Source organism: Streptomyces sp. NPDC048288, assembly GCF_043201555.1.
Classification (GTDB): Bacteria; Actinomycetota; Actinomycetes; order Streptomycetales; family Streptomycetaceae; genus Streptomyces.
In genome coordinates this window covers 41,780-55,584 of the sequence record NZ_JBICZD010000003.1, presented here as the reverse complement: position 1 = coordinate 55,584, position 13,805 = coordinate 41,780, and the positions used below count along the sequence as shown (strand labels likewise).

Sequence of the window (13,805 nt, the reverse complement as noted above, 5' to 3'; positions counted from 1 at the left end):
ATCCTGCCTTGATGTGGGTTGATGAGAGAAATCCGGCACCCGGCGCCTTTGCCGTGGTCCTGAAGAAGCCGGAGATCAGCGCTTGGTCTTCGGGTCGAGCGCGTCACGCATCGAGTCACCGAGAAGGTTGAACGCCAACACGAAGATCACCATGGCCACGCCCGGGAAGAGCAGGAAGGTGATGTCGTCCTGGTAGAACTTGGCGGCGTATCCGATCATGACGCCCCAGTCGGGCGTCGGGTCCTGAAGACCGACACCGAGGAACGCGAGACCTGCCTCTGTGGTGACCATCGCCGGGAGAGTCAGAGTCCCCTGGATCAAGATCGGGGTCCACAGGTTGGGCAGCAGTTCCTTGAAGATGATCCGCGCGGGAGACGCACCCGTGACCTTGGCGGCCTCGACGAACTCGCGTTCGCGCAGCGCCAGCACCTGACCGCGCAGCAGTCGGGCGATGGAGGCCCAGCCGAAGGCCGTCAGGAGGCCGACGAGGCAGATGACGACGAGCCAGGTCGGGGTGTTCTCGTTGTCCGGCACGAACAAGGAGACCACCACCGGGGTGAAGGCCACGAAGAACAGCTGCTGCGGGAAGGCGAGCAGGATGTCGATGACCCGGCCGAAGAACCAGTCCGTCTTGCCGCCCATGTAGCCGGCGGTCACGCCGATCACCACACCGAAGATCACGACGAAGAGGGTGATGGCGATGGAGATCAGCAGCGAGTTGCGGATCGCGTAGAGCAGGAAGGTGAAGACGTCACGGCCGAGCTGCGGGTCGATGCCGAACCAGAAGTCCGGGCTCATGCCGCCGTTGGGCTTGACCGGGAAGCCGTTGTCCCCGAGCAGGCCGGGCGTGTTCAGCCCGTACGTCGTGTACGGATCCTTGCCGTACAGCTTGGCGATGAGCGGAGCGGCCAGGGCGATCACGAAGAAGAAGATCACGATGACCGCGGATATGACGCCCGTGCGGTCCCGCTTGAAGCGGCGCCACGCGAGCTGTCCCGGGGACCTGCTCTCGTTGCCCTTCGAGCCGTCCGAAGTGATCGACTTCTTCTCGGTCTCGTCGGTCACCTCGAGCGGGGCAGCCGCGGATGAAGTTGGGGGGGTCATGGTGCTCCTGGCCCAAGGGAGGGTCTGATGACTCCGCAGGGCACACTCCCCTACGGGCTACGCCGGACTTTTTCAACGCAATTCATTCAAGGTCAATAAATTCTCGGTCGACTTGGGCTTCTCTTTACTTTCTTTGCCTGGTCTTGACCGTTCCGTAGCTACGCGGGTAGCGCCTCGTAATCGCACCGTGCTTTAGTTCGGGCGAACTGGGCGAAACGGGCAAGGAGTTCGTTATGCGGACGCCTGGGTGCCGAAATGCGTACATGGGCAGGTCGCAATCCAACGTTTCGGCATCGTTGCGCGGAGATCCATTGCGCCGCCGTTTCAAGATCCTCGGAGGGCTCCGGAGGGTCCGTCTGCAATCGGGTGACGTGTCCCTCTAAAGGTCGTCATGGGGTCCTCGGAAGGCCTCCGTTCGGCGCACCGGGTGAGCGGTATCGGCCGATTGTGTCGATATTGACCGGTAACGGATCACCCTTCACGGAGGAGGCACGCCATGCGTTCAGCCACGCCCGCCCGATGGGCGGCCTGCGCGGTGGTGACGGCGCTCGCCGCCACGGCCTGCGGGGGCGGCGGCAGCAGTGGTGGCGGAGGCGGCAGCGGTGTGCTCAGCTCCTCCTGGGGCGACCCGCAGAACCCCCTGGAGCCGGCCAACACCAACGAGGTCCAGGGCGGCAAGGTCCTCGACATGATCTTCCGGGGCCTGAAGAAGTACGACCCGAAGACCGGCCAGGCCCAGAACATGCTCGCCGACAAGATCGACACGAGCGACTCGCAGAACTTCACGATCACCCTCAAGGACGGCTGGACCTTCTCCAACGGCGAGAAGGTCACGGCCAAGTCCTTCGTCGACGCCTGGAACTACGGCGCGAGCCTCAAGAACAACCAGAAGAACGCCTACTTCTTCGGCTACATCCAGGGCTACGACAAGGCCCACCCGGACACCGGCTCCCAGACCGCCACCACGTTGAGCGGACTCAAGGTCGTCGACGACAAGACCTTCACCGTCCAGCTGAGCCAGAAGTTCTCCAGCTTCCCCGACACCCTCGGCTACGCGGCCTTCGCCCCGCTGCCCCAGTCCTTCTTCACCGACCACGCCGGCTGGCTGAAGCAACCGGTCGGTGACGGGCCGTACAGCATCGACTCGTACACCAAGGGCTCACAGATGGCCCTGAAGAAGTGGGACGGCTACCCCGGTGCCGACAAGGCGCAGAACGACGGGGTGACCCTCAAGGTCTACACGGACACCGACACCGCCTACACCGACCTGATCGCCGGCAACCTCGACCTCGTCGACGACGTGCCCGCCTCGCAGCTGAAGAACGTCAAGAACGACCTCGGTGGTCGTTACATCAACACTCCGGCCGGGATCATCCAGACGCTCGCCTTCCCCTACTACGACAGCGCCTGGAACAAGAGCGGATCGGAGAAGGTCCGCACCGGCCTCTCCATGGCCATCAACCGGAAGCAGATCACCGACACCATCTTCCAGAACACCCGCACCCCGGCCACCGACTGGACCTCGCCGGTGCTCGGCGCCGAGGGCGGCTTCAAAGAGGGGCTGTGCGGGAGCGCCTGCGACTACGACCCGGCCCAGGCCAAGAAGCTCATCCAGGAGGGCGGGGGACTGCCCGGCGGACAGCTCAAGATCACGTACAACGCCGACACCGGCTCGCACAGGATGTGGGTGGACGCCGTGTGCAACTCCATCAACAACGCGCTCGGCAACGACAAGGCGTGCGTCGGGAACCCGGTGGGCACCTTCGCCGACTTCCGCAACCAGATCGGCCAGCACAAGATGACCGGCCCGTTCCGCGCGGGCTGGCAGATGGACTACCCGCTCATCCAGAACTTCCTCCAGCCGCTCTACTACACCAACGCCTCCTCCAACGACGGCAAGTGGTCCAACAAGGACTTCGACAAGCTCGTCGACCAGGCCAACGCCGATACCGACACCGCCAAGGCCGTGTCCACCTTCCAGCAGGCCGAGGGGGTCGTCCGCGACAACATGGCGGCCATCCCGCTCTGGTACCAGAACGGCAGCGCGGGGTACTCGGAGCGGCTGTCCGACGTGGCGCTCAATCCGTTCAGCGTCCCCGTCTACAACGAGATCAAGGTGAGCTGAGCCGGCATGGGGCGCTATGTCGTCCGGCGGCTGCTCCAGATGATCCCGGTGTTCGTCGGGGCCACGCTGCTGATCTTCCTGATGGTCAACGTCATGGGCGACCCGATCGCCGGGCTGTGCGGCGAGCGCGCCTGCGACCCGGCGACCGCCGCCCAGCTGAAGAAGGAGTTCGGCCTCGACAAGCCGGTGTGGCAGCAATACCTCACCTATATGGGGAACGTCTTCACCGGCGACTTCGGTACGGCGTTCAACGGGCAGCCGGTCACCGAGCTGATGTCCACCGCGTTCCCCGTCACCATCCGGCTGACGATCGTGGCGATCCTCTTCGAGATCGTCATCGGCATCACGCTCGGCGTGCTCACCGGTCTCAAGCGCGGCCGGCCGGTCGACACCGGCGTGCTGCTGGCCACCCTGGTCGTCATCTCCGTACCGACCTTCGTCACCGGTCTGCTGCTGCAGCTCCTGCTCGGCGTGGAGTGGGGCTGGATCAAACCGTCCGTCTCCCCGGAGGCCACCTTCGGCGAGCTGATCGTGCCGGGACTCGTGCTCGCCTCCGTGTCGCTCGCGTACGTGACGCGACTGACCCGTACCTCCATCGCGGAGAACAAACGGAGCGACTACGTCCGTACGGCCGTCGCCAAGGGGCTGCCGCGCCACCGGGTCATCACCCGGCATCTGCTGCGCAACTCCCTCATCCCCGTGGTCACCTTCATCGGCACCGACATCGGCGCGCTGATGGGCGGCGCCATCGTCACCGAGCGGATCTTCAACATCCACGGCGTCGGCTACCAGCTCTACCAGGGGATCCTGCGGCAGAACACCCAGACGGTGGTCGGCTTCGTGACCGTCCTCGTCCTCGTCTTCCTGGTGGCCAACCTCCTCGTCGACCTCCTCTACGCCGTACTCGACCCGAGGATCCGCTATGCCTGAGCAGCCGTTCGAGCCCGACCGGGCGATCGCGGGCACCGGCGCGGGCGGGGCGATGGACCTCGCGACGAGCGAGGCCGCGACGCTGGAGAAGACCCCAGGCGGGCCGCTCGGCACAGGGCCGGCCGCCAAACCGCGCTCGCTCTGGTCCGACGCCTGGCGGGACCTGCGCCGCAACCCGGTCTTCATCGTCTCCGCGCTCGTCATCCTCTTCCTGGTCGTCATCTCCCTGTGGCCCTCGCTCATCGCCTCCGGCAGCCCCCTCAAGTGCGACCTCGCCAAGGCCCAGGAGGGCTCCCAGCCGGGCGCGCCCTTCGGATACGACGGACAGGGCTGCAACGTCTACACCCGGACCGTCTACGGGGCCCGTACGTCCGTCACGGTGGGCGTCTGCGCCACGCTCGGGGTCGCGCTGCTCGGGTCGGTGCTCGGCGGGCTCGCCGGGTTCTTCGGCGGGGGCTGGGACGCGATCCTGTCCCGGATCACCGACGTGTTCTTCGCGATCCCGGTCGTCCTCGGCGGTCTCGTCCTCCTCTCCGTGGTGACCAGCAATACGGTCTGGCCGGTCATCGGGTTCATGGTGCTGCTCGGCTGGCCCCAGATCTGCCGGATCGCCCGCGGCTCGGTGATCACCGCGAAACAGAACGACTACGTCCAGGCCGCCCGCGCCCTCGGCGCCTCCAACTCCCGGATCCTGCTGCGGCACATCGCACCCAACGCGGTGGCCCCGGTGATCGTCGTGGCGACCATCGCGCTCGGCACCTACATCGCGCTGGAGGCGACCCTGTCGTACCTCGGCGTCGGCCTGAAGCCGCCCAGCGTCTCCTGGGGCATCGACATCTCCGCCGCCTCCCCGTACATCCGCAACGCCCCGCACGCGCTGCTGTGGCCCTCCGGGGCCCTCGCGCTCACCGTTCTGGCCTTCATCATGCTCGGCGACGCGGTGCGCGACGCCCTCGACCCGAAGCTGAGGTGAGCGCCGCCGTGCTGCTCGAAGTGCGCGACCTGCACGTGGAGTTCCGGACCCGGGACGGCGTCGCCCACGCCGTGAACGGGGTCTCCTACGCCGTCGACGCGGGGGAGACGCTGGCCGTGCTGGGCGAGTCGGGGTCCGGCAAGTCGGTGACCGCCCAGGCGGTGATGGGGATCCTGGACATGCCGCCGGGACGGATCGGCGGGGGCGAGATCCTCTTCCAGGGGCGGGACCTGCTGAAGCTGAAGGAAGAGGAGAGGCGGAGGATCCGGGGCGCCGGGATGGCGATGATCTTCCAGGACGCGCTGTCGGCGCTGAACCCGGTGCTGAGCGTGGGCGACCAGCTCGGCGAGATGTTCGTCGTGCACCGGGGGATGTCGAAGAAGGACGCCCGGGCCAGGGCCGTCGAACTGATGGAGCGGGTGCGGATCCCGGCCGCCGCCCAGCGGGTGCGGGACTATCCGCACCAGTTCTCCGGGGGCATGCGCCAGCGCATCATGATCGCCATGGCGCTGGCCCTGGAACCGGCGCTCATCATCGCCGACGAGCCGACGACGGCCCTGGACGTGACCGTCCAGGCCCAGGTCATGGACCTGCTCGCGGAGTTGCAGCGCGAGTACCGCATGGGCCTGATCCTCATCACCCACGACCTCGGCGTGGTCGCGGACGTCGCCGACCGGATCGCCGTGATGTACGCGGGACGGATCGTGGAGTCGGCACCCGTGCACGACATCTACAAGGCGCCGGCGCACCCCTACACGCGCGGGCTGCTCGACTCCATCCCGCGTCTCGACCAGAAGGGCCAGGAGCTCTACGCCATCAAAGGTCTGCCGCCCAACCTCCTGCACATCCCTCCGGGGTGCGCCTTCAACCCGCGCTGCCCCATGGCCCAGGACGTGTGCCGCACCGACGAACCACCGCTGTACGAGGTGGATCAACACCGGGGCAGCGCCTGTCACTTCTGGAGGGAGTGCCTCAATGGTTGACGCCGTGGTTGAGCCGATCCTGGAAGTGAGTGGACTGGTCAAGTACTACCCGTTGACCCAGGGCATCTTGATCAAGAAACAGGTGGGCGCCGTCAAGGCCGTTGACGGTGTGGACTTCACGCTCAACAAGGGAGAGACCCTCGGCATCGTCGGGGAGTCCGGCTGCGGCAAGTCGACCGTCGCCAAGATGCTCGTCAACCTCGAACGGCCGACGGCGGGGTCGATCAGGTACAAGGGCGAGGACATCACCAGGATGAGCGGCCGGGCGCTGAAGGCGGTCCGCCGCAACATCCAGATGGTGTTCCAGGACCCGTACACCTCGCTCAACCCCCGCATGACCGTGGGCGACATCATCGGCGAGCCGTACGAGATCCACCCGGAGGCCGCCCCCAAGGGCGACCGGCGGGGGCGGGTCCAGGACCTGCTGGACGTCGTCGGTCTCAACCCCGAGTACATCAACCGCTATCCGCACCAGTTCTCCGGCGGCCAGCGGCAACGCATCGGCATCGCGCGCGGGTTGGCGCTGCGCCCGGAGGTGATCGTCGCCGACGAGCCGGTCTCCGCCCTCGACGTGTCCGTGCAGGCCCAGGTGATCAACCTGCTGGACCGGCTCCAGAAGGACTTCGAGCTGTCGTACGTCTTCATCGCGCACGACCTGTCGATCGTGCGGCACATCTCGGACCGGGTCGGGGTGATGTACCTCGGACGGATCGTGGAGATCGGCAGGGACGAGGAGATCTACGACCACCCGACCCACCCCTACACCCAGGCGCTGCTCTCCGCGGTGCCGGTACCGGACCCGGAGGCGCGGGAGCACCGGGAGCGGATCATCCTGAGCGGGGACGTGCCGTCGCCGACGAACATCCCGTCCGGGTGCCGGTTCCGGACCCGGTGCTGGAAGGCGCGGGAGCGGTGCGCCGTGGAGGTGCCGCTGCTGGCGGTCCCGGAGGAGTTCCGGCTCGCGTCGGGTCCGGCGGCCCATGACTCCGCCTGCCATTTCGCGGAGGAGAAGCAGGTGGTGCCGCCGGAGGAGCCGGCCCAGGAGGCGCCGGACGATCTTGGCAACGGGGGTGTATAGCGGGGCATATCCGGGCCAATCGCGTTAACACGCAGGCAACTTCTCCGACCCGGTCTCGATATACGGACGCGGCACTCTAATGAGCGTACGGCCGTGCGGGTGCCGTAAACGGGCCGGGGCGCGCCATGTCGCCCCGGCCCGTTGCCGTACCTCTGGTCGACACCTCTAGTCGACGAGCCCCAGGGACCTCTTCAGGAAGTCCAGCTGGAGCAGCAGCAGGTTCTCCGCCACCTGCTCCTGCGGGGTCATGTGCGTGACGCCCGAGAGCGGCAGCACCTCGTGCGCGCGGCCCGCCGCGAGCAGCGCCGAGGAGAGCCGGAGCGAGTGGGCCACCACCACGTTGTCGTCCGCCAGGCCGTGGATGATCATCATCGGGCGGTGCGGGTCGGCCGCGTCGACCAGGCCCTCGTCGTCGATCACGGAGTTGCGGCGGTAGACCTCCGGCTGCTCGGCCGGGTGGCCGAGGTAGCGCTCCTGGTAGTGGGTGTCGTACAGGCGCAGGTCGGTCACCGGGGCGCCGACCACCGCCGCGTGGAAGACGTCCGGGCGGCGCAGGGCCGCGAGGGCGGCGAGGTAGCCGCCGAAGGACCAGCCGCGGACGGCCACCTTGGTGAGGTCGAGGGGGAAGTCGGCGGCGAGCGCCTGGAGTGCGTCGACCTGGTCCTGGAGGACGACCGCCGCGACGTCGTCCTTGATGGACTTCTCCCAGGCGGGGGAGTGGCCCGGGGTGCCCCGCCCGTCGGCCACGATCACCGCGAAGCCCTGGTCTGCGAACCACTGCGAGGTGAGGTGGGCGTTGTGCGCGGCGACCACCCGCTGGCCGTGCGGACCCCCGTAGGGGTCGAGCAAAACCGGAAGGGGAGTGTTCCCGTCGTAGTCCTGTGGCATAAGCACGGCGCACGGAATTCGGCGTGCGCCCCCCTCGGTGAGCGTCACGCGCGGGGACAGACCGGGATCTTCGGCGTACGACGGGACAGTGGCGACGACTTTTCCGTCACTCAGCACCTGGACGCGGGCGCCCGGACGGTCCAGGGTGGCGGACACCAATACGGTCACGCCCCCGGCGCGCACCGCCGTGTGCACGCCGGGCTCCTGCGACACGCGCTCCACGCCGAGTTCGTTGACCCGGTAGACGTGCACCTCGCCGATCTCGGGGGACTCGGCCTCCTCGCCGGCGGACGCGGAAACCAGCACGTCATCGGCGGTCACGTCGAGCACCGCGCGGATGTGCAACTGGGCTCCCGTGAGCGGTCGTTCACCCACCGCGAGCACCCGGGCGCCGCCCTCGTCGGCGATCCGCACGAGCTGACCGGAGGGGCTCCAGCAGGGCACTCCACCGAACAATTCAAGCCATGTTGGATCTTCGTCGGCGTGCACCATCCGGGTCGCCCCCGAGGCCGGGTCCACGGCGAGGAACAGCTGGCTGCGCTGGTCGCGCGCCTGTACGAGCAGCAGCGGTGCACCCGCCTCTGACCAGTGCACATGCGCCAGATACGGATAGCGCGCCCGGTCCCAGGAGACCTCCGTGCGCTCCCCGTCGAGGCCCTGGACGAACAGCCGAACCTCCGCGTTCGCGGTGCCCGCCGCCGGGTAGGCGACATGATGTGGCTCACGCCCGGGGTGGGCGGGGTCGGCGATCCACCACCGCCGTACCGGCGTGTCGTCCACCCGTGCCACGAGCAGCCGGTCGGACCGAGGGGACCACCAGAAGCCGCGCGAACGGCCCATCTCCTCGGCCGCGATGAACTCGGCCAATCCATAGGTGACCTGTTCCGACTCCGGCTCCGCCAGCGCCCGGTCGCCCTCGCCCTCGGCGCCCACCACCCGCAGGGCGCCCTCCGCGACGTACGCGACATGGCGGCCGTCGGGGGACGGACGGGGGTCGATCACCGGTCCCGGGACGGTGAGTTCGCGTGCCGTGCCGGCCCTGAGCTCCGCCGTGAAAAGCCGCCCTGACAAGGCGAAAGACGCCAGCTCCAAGGCCGCGTCGGTGGCGTAGCCGACGATGCCGGCACCGCCCTCGCGGCTGCGTTCACGACGGGCCCGCTCCTGCGGCGAGAGGTGCTCCTCGGTGCCGTCGAGCAGGGCGCGGGGGTCCGCCGCGAGGCGCTCCCGGCCGCCCGGAACATCGAGAACCCACAGGGAGTTGGCCCGGTCCGTACCGGAACCCGAGCGCAGAAACGCCACGCGGGAGCCGTCGGGGGCCACGGTGAACGCGCGCGGCGCGCCGAGCGTGAAACGCTGGGTGCGGGCGTGCCGGCGGGGGAATGAGACAGCCTCGGTCGTCATCCCCCGACCATATTGGCCATGCGCCCCCTTGTGCGGCCGTGCGCCGAGCGATGCGCGAGCACGCATAGTTATGATCACTACCGCTGAGTGGGTATGAACCTGCTGGCTTGAGCATGGAATTGCTGTACCGATCTACAACCCCCATACCCGAACCCCCCGCGTCCCTGGGATCTTTGGAGGTGAGCCGCCGTGGCACTCTCGATTTCGGCGGTGGTGCTGCTGGCGATCATCGTCTTCTTGTTGATCAAGAAGTCAGGTCTGAAGGGCGGTCATGCCGTCGTCTGCATGTTGCTCGGTTTCTATCTCGCCTCCTCGACCATCGCGCCGACGATCAGCGATCTGACGACGAACGTCGCCAGCATGATCGGCAGCATCAAGTTCTGACCCCGGCCCGTCGGGCGCCGGGGCTGCGCGGCACTGTCGGTGTCGTTTCGTAGGGTGGGGTCATGACGGAAGACCCTGCCCGGCGCCTGCTGCTCGTGCACGCACACCCGGACGACGAGTCGATCAACAACGGCGCCACCATGGCCCGCTACGCGGACCAGGGCGTCCATGTGACGCTGGTCACCTGCACGCTCGGCGAGGGCGGGGAGGTCATCCCGCCCGAGTTGCGGCATCTGACCGGTCCCGCGCTGGGCGAGTACCGGCTGGGCGAGCTCACCGCCGCCATGCGCGCACTCGGCGTCGGCGACTTCCGGCTGCTCGGCGGCCCCGGCCGCTACCGCGACTCCGGGATGATGGGCCTGCCCGAGAACGACGTGCCCGGCTGCTTCTGGCAGGCCGACCTCGACGAGGCCGCCGGACACCTGGTCGCGGTCATCCTGGAGACCCGCCCCCAGGTCCTCGTCACCTATGACGACAACGGCGGATACGGCCACCCGGACCACATCCAGGCCCACCGGGTCGCCATGCGGGCCGTCGCCCTGGCCGCCGAGGCCGGTCACCGCGTCCCCAAGGTCTACTGGAACCGCGTGCCGCGCTCGGTCGCCGAGGCCGCCTTCGCCCGGCTCCAGGACGAACTGCCGGGGCTGCCCTTCGACAAGCCCGCCGCCGTCGAGGACGTACCGGGTGTGGTCGACGACCACCGGATCACCGCCGAGATCGACGGCACCGCGTACACCACCGCGAAGACCGCCGCGATGGCCGCCCACGCCACCCAGATCGAGGTGGCGCCCGGTGCGGCCCCCTGGTTCGCGCTGAGCAATGAGCTGGCCCAGCCCGTATTCACCACCGAGTACTACGAGTTGGCGGTCGGCGAGCCGGGCGCGGCGCGCGAGACCGATCTCTTCGCCGGTATCGGGGAGGCGTCATGAGTTCCGCCGGACGTGGATCGATGCTCGCGCAACCGTTGCGGGCGCCCTCCGCCGGACGGGTCGCCGCCCTGGTCGGGCTGGTCGTGCTCGGCGCCGTGGTCGGCTTCGCCGGAGCCCTGGTGCAGGCCGGCTGGTTCCCCGGCGGGCTGCTGCTCGCCCTGGCCGGTGCCGCCGGGCTCTTCCTCGGCGGCTCCCGGGTCACGGGCAGCCGCGGCGGGGCCGTGGCGCCCGCCGCCGGCTGGGTCGTCGCCGTCATCTTCCTCACCGCCAGCCGGCCCGAAGGGGACTTCCTGTTCGGCGCGGGAGTGGGCTCGTATCTCTTCCTGCTCGGCGGCATGGCGCTGGCTGTGATCTGCGCCACAATAGGTTTGGGGCGGCAACCCGACGCCGACGACGCCCGACTTGGCAAGTGACGTACCACTTCGCCATAGGGCGCACGTGCGAGTCCGGTGTGGGTTTCCCCAGCGGTCATGGGATAAGCGCCAGATGTGGCCAGTATGGTGGTGCGCGCCGCCGAGCCGCCCTCGCAAGGTCGTCACAGGCGGTGGAGCCAACCGGGAGAACCTGCCTTGAGTCGTGAAACTGACACTCCGTCCTCCGGGCCCGACGGGCGCGGCGGAGCCGCATACCCCTCGGGCACGCCGCCGTACGGGACCCCCATGGCTTCCGACGACGGTACGGGCGCGGGCCGTTCGGCCGCGCAGCCGGAGGAGCGCAAGACCGAGACCACGCTGACGACCCGGATCCGGATCAACATCCCCGGATCCCGGCCGATTCCGCCCGTGGTCGTCCGCACTCCCGTCACGGACACGGCCGAGGCCGGCGTGAGCGAGGAGACGGGCACGCACGCGATGCCGACGGCCCCCGCCATGGCCACCGGCACCACCGAGCCGCCCGCCGCCGATCCGGCGCCCGCGCCCGCCCCCGACGAGAAGGCCAGCGACTGGTTCGCGCCCCGCAAGTCCGGCCCCGCCAAGGGCCCTCAGCGCGGCGGCGCCACCAACGGCGCCGGTACGCCCGGCGCTTCGCCCGCCGCCCCGCCGAGCGGCCCTGCGGGCCCGGGCGGTCCGGCGGCCCCGGGCGGTGCGCGTCCGGGCGGCGGCCGTCCCGGCGGTGTCGTCGGCTCCATGAGCGTGCGCCCCGGTGCCACGAACGGCGCGGGGCTGCCCACCGGCGCGACCGGCGGCCCGGTGGCCCCGGGGCACGGCGGCGGCACCGGTTCCTTCGACGTGACCGAGGCGCTCGCCGCGGGCCCGCTCGGCGGCCCCCGGGGCGGCGCGAAGGGCGGCGGCGAGACCCGCCGCGACGAACTCCCGTACTTCTCCGACAACGGCGGCCGGCACGGCGCCCCGGCCGGTCCCGGCGCGCCCGGCGGCGGCCCGGCCGGTCCCGGCGGCCCCAGCGGCTTCAACGGCCCCGGCCTGCCCGGCGGCCCCGGCGGCCCGCAGGGTCCGGCGGGCCCCACCGGCGGCCCGGTCACCGGCGACGGCCCGTTCGTCCCGCCGGTCACCGGCGGCGAGTCCTTCGGCGGCGGTGAGCCCTTCGGCGCGCCGAACGGCACCGGCCGCCCGGGCGCCGGCCCCGCCGCCCGCCCGGGCGCCCAGGCCGGACCCGGCGCGCGCACCGCCCCCGCCGGTGCCGGCCTCGGCCCCGGCGGCGGCCTGAGCGACGACACCGCGATCCTCACCCCGCAGAAGCCCGCCCCCGAACCGGGCACGCCCGGCTACGGCGCACCGGCGGACAACGTCTCCGGCCACACCGTCACCAGCGGCATCCCGGTCGTCCCGCCGGGCTCCGGCTCCCCGTTCGCGCCGGGCGCGCCCGCCGACGGGCCGCTGCCGCACACGCCCCCGAAGCTGCCCGAGCCGGTCTCGCCGCCGCCCGCCGGGTCCAAGGGGAAGGGCAAGGCCAAGAAGAAGCGGAGCAAGCTGCCGCTGCTCGTCGGTGTCGTGGTGGTCGCCGGCCTCGGCGTCTACGGCGCCGGGCTGCTCATGAACCACTCCGACGTGCCCAAGGGCACCACCGTGCTCGGCGTCGACATCGGCGGCGGCACCCGCGACGACGCCGTCAAGAAGCTCGACGACGCCTTCGGCAAGCGGGTCAACCAGCCGCTGAAGCTGTCCGTCGACGGCAAGACCGTCTCGCTGCCGCCGGACCAGGCGGGCCTGCAGTTCGACATGCAGAACACGGTCGAGGCCGCCGCCAAGAGCGACTACAACCCGGTCTCCGTGATCGGCTCCCTCTTCGGCCAGAAGCGGGTCGTCGCCCCCGTCATGCCGGTCGACGAGGAGAAGCTCCAGGCCGCCCTCAAGGACCTCGGCGGCAGCTCCGGCTCCGTCACCGAGGGCACCATCAAGTTCACCTCCGGCAAGGCCGTCGCGGTCTACGGCAAGGCGGGCAAGGGCATCGACGCGGCCGCGTCGACGACAGCGGTCAAGCAGGCCTACGAGACGATGGTCGAGACCAACTCGGCCTCACCGGTGACGGTGTCCACGACCACCGTGCAGCCGACGGTCTCCAACGCGGAGGTCGACCGCGAGATGAAGGCGTTCGCGGAGCCGGCGATGTCGGCGCTCGTCTCGGTCAAGACGGAAAACGGCGTCCCGGTGCCGATGAGCCCGCAGAACTCCCTGTGGAAGTTCCTCCGGGTCAAGGCGGTCGACGGCAAGCTCGTGGACAGCCCCGATCTGAACGCCCTCAAGGACCTCTACGGCAATGCCTTCGACGGCGTCAAGATCACCCGTGCCACCGGTGAGAAGACGGCCGTCACCCCGCAGGACGTCTACGTCGCCCTGCGCCAGGCGCTGTTGAGCAAGAGCAACCGGGTCGGGGTCATCGACACCAACCCCAGCTGACGTCGCCTTCCAGAGGGGGGGGGGGGGGGGGGGGGGGGGGGGGGGGGGGGGGGGGGGGGGGCCGGCGCGCCCCCGCGCCCCCCCCCCCCCCGGGGGGGGGGGGGGCGCGGGCGGGCGCGCGCGCCCGCCCCCCCGCCCGCCCCGGGCGCGGCGCC

At 69.9% G+C, this 13,805-nt stretch carries 11 protein-coding genes; 9 read left to right on the top strand and 2 right to left on the bottom strand.

Features of this window, described 5'->3' with window-relative positions:
- Nucleotides 1–75: 75 nt before the first annotated feature.
- Complete coding sequence (locus ACGFZS_RS11555) at nt 76–1,104, bottom strand: ABC transporter permease (protein ID WP_393794920.1); 1,029 nt, start codon at nt 1,102–1,104, stop codon at nt 76–78.
- A 496-nt stretch (nt 1,105–1,600) separates the two neighbouring features.
- Here ACGFZS_RS11555 and ACGFZS_RS11550 point away from each other — a divergent pair, with 496 nt between their 5' ends.
- From ACGFZS_RS11550 to ACGFZS_RS11530, 5 genes are read left to right on the top strand one after another with little or no spacing between them, the layout of a single operon-like run.
- Nucleotides 1,601–3,229 carry an ABC transporter substrate-binding protein gene (locus ACGFZS_RS11550; protein ID WP_393794919.1) on the top strand — a complete coding sequence of 543 codons (1,629 nt, stop codon included), beginning with the start codon at nt 1,601–1,603 and terminating at the stop codon, nt 3,227–3,229.
- Nucleotides 3,230–3,235: 6 nt separating this feature from the next.
- Entirely contained in the window at nt 3,236–4,159 is a 924-nt protein-coding gene (locus ACGFZS_RS11545; protein ID WP_390969528.1) for an ABC transporter permease subunit, read from the top strand.
- Nucleotides 4,152–5,132 carry an ABC transporter permease gene (locus ACGFZS_RS11540; RefSeq protein ID WP_393794918.1) on the top strand — a complete coding sequence of 327 codons (981 nt, stop codon included), beginning with the start codon at nt 4,152–4,154 and terminating at the stop codon, nt 5,130–5,132. Before ACGFZS_RS11545 ends, ACGFZS_RS11540 begins: the two co-directional genes overlap by 8 nt.
- Nucleotides 5,133–5,140: 8 nt before the next feature.
- The gene (locus ACGFZS_RS11535; RefSeq protein WP_393794917.1) at nt 5,141–6,115 is read left to right on the top strand and encodes an ABC transporter ATP-binding protein; all 975 of its coding nucleotides are present in this window, start codon (nt 5,141–5,143) and stop codon (nt 6,113–6,115) included.
- Nucleotides 6,108–7,193, top strand: coding sequence for an ABC transporter ATP-binding protein (locus ACGFZS_RS11530; protein WP_393794916.1), 1,086 nt, complete (start codon nt 6,108–6,110; stop codon nt 7,191–7,193). The genes ACGFZS_RS11535 and ACGFZS_RS11530 overlap by 8 nt, the downstream gene beginning before the upstream one ends.
- A 165-nt stretch (nt 7,194–7,358) precedes the next feature.
- Here the strand turns inward: ACGFZS_RS11530 and ACGFZS_RS11525 are convergent, their stop codons facing one another.
- Nucleotides 7,359–9,482 (bottom strand): alpha/beta fold hydrolase, encoded by a 2,124-nt coding sequence (locus ACGFZS_RS11525; protein ID WP_393794915.1) that lies wholly within the window; start codon nt 9,480–9,482, stop codon nt 7,359–7,361.
- Between the two features lie 189 nt (nt 9,483–9,671).
- Between ACGFZS_RS11525 and ACGFZS_RS11520 the strand changes: the two genes are divergently transcribed.
- The 4 genes from ACGFZS_RS11520 to ACGFZS_RS11505 all read left to right on the top strand — a co-directional run bounded on the left by ACGFZS_RS11520 (nt 9,672) and on the right by ACGFZS_RS11505 (nt 13,650).
- Nucleotides 9,672–9,866, top strand: a complete 195-nt coding sequence (locus tag ACGFZS_RS11520) for a hypothetical protein (RefSeq protein WP_089098958.1) — start codon at nt 9,672–9,674, stop codon at nt 9,864–9,866.
- A gap of 62 nt (nt 9,867–9,928) precedes the next feature.
- Nucleotides 9,929–10,795 (top strand): N-acetyl-1-D-myo-inositol-2-amino-2-deoxy-alpha-D-glucopyranoside deacetylase, encoded by an 867-nt coding sequence (mshB, locus tag ACGFZS_RS11515; protein ID WP_393794914.1) that lies wholly within the window; start codon nt 9,929–9,931, stop codon nt 10,793–10,795.
- Nucleotides 10,792–11,208: a DUF6113 family protein gene (locus tag ACGFZS_RS11510; protein WP_393794913.1), complete on the top strand. Its 417-nt coding sequence runs from the start codon at nt 10,792–10,794 to the stop codon at nt 11,206–11,208. The genes mshB and ACGFZS_RS11510 overlap by 4 nt, the downstream gene beginning before the upstream one ends.
- Nucleotides 11,209–11,364: 156 nt before the next feature.
- On the top strand, nt 11,365–13,650 hold the full coding sequence (locus ACGFZS_RS11505) for a hypothetical protein (RefSeq protein WP_393794912.1): 2,286 nt from the start codon (nt 11,365–11,367) through the stop codon (nt 13,648–13,650).
- The last annotated feature ends 155 nt before the right edge of the window (nt 13,651–13,805 follow it).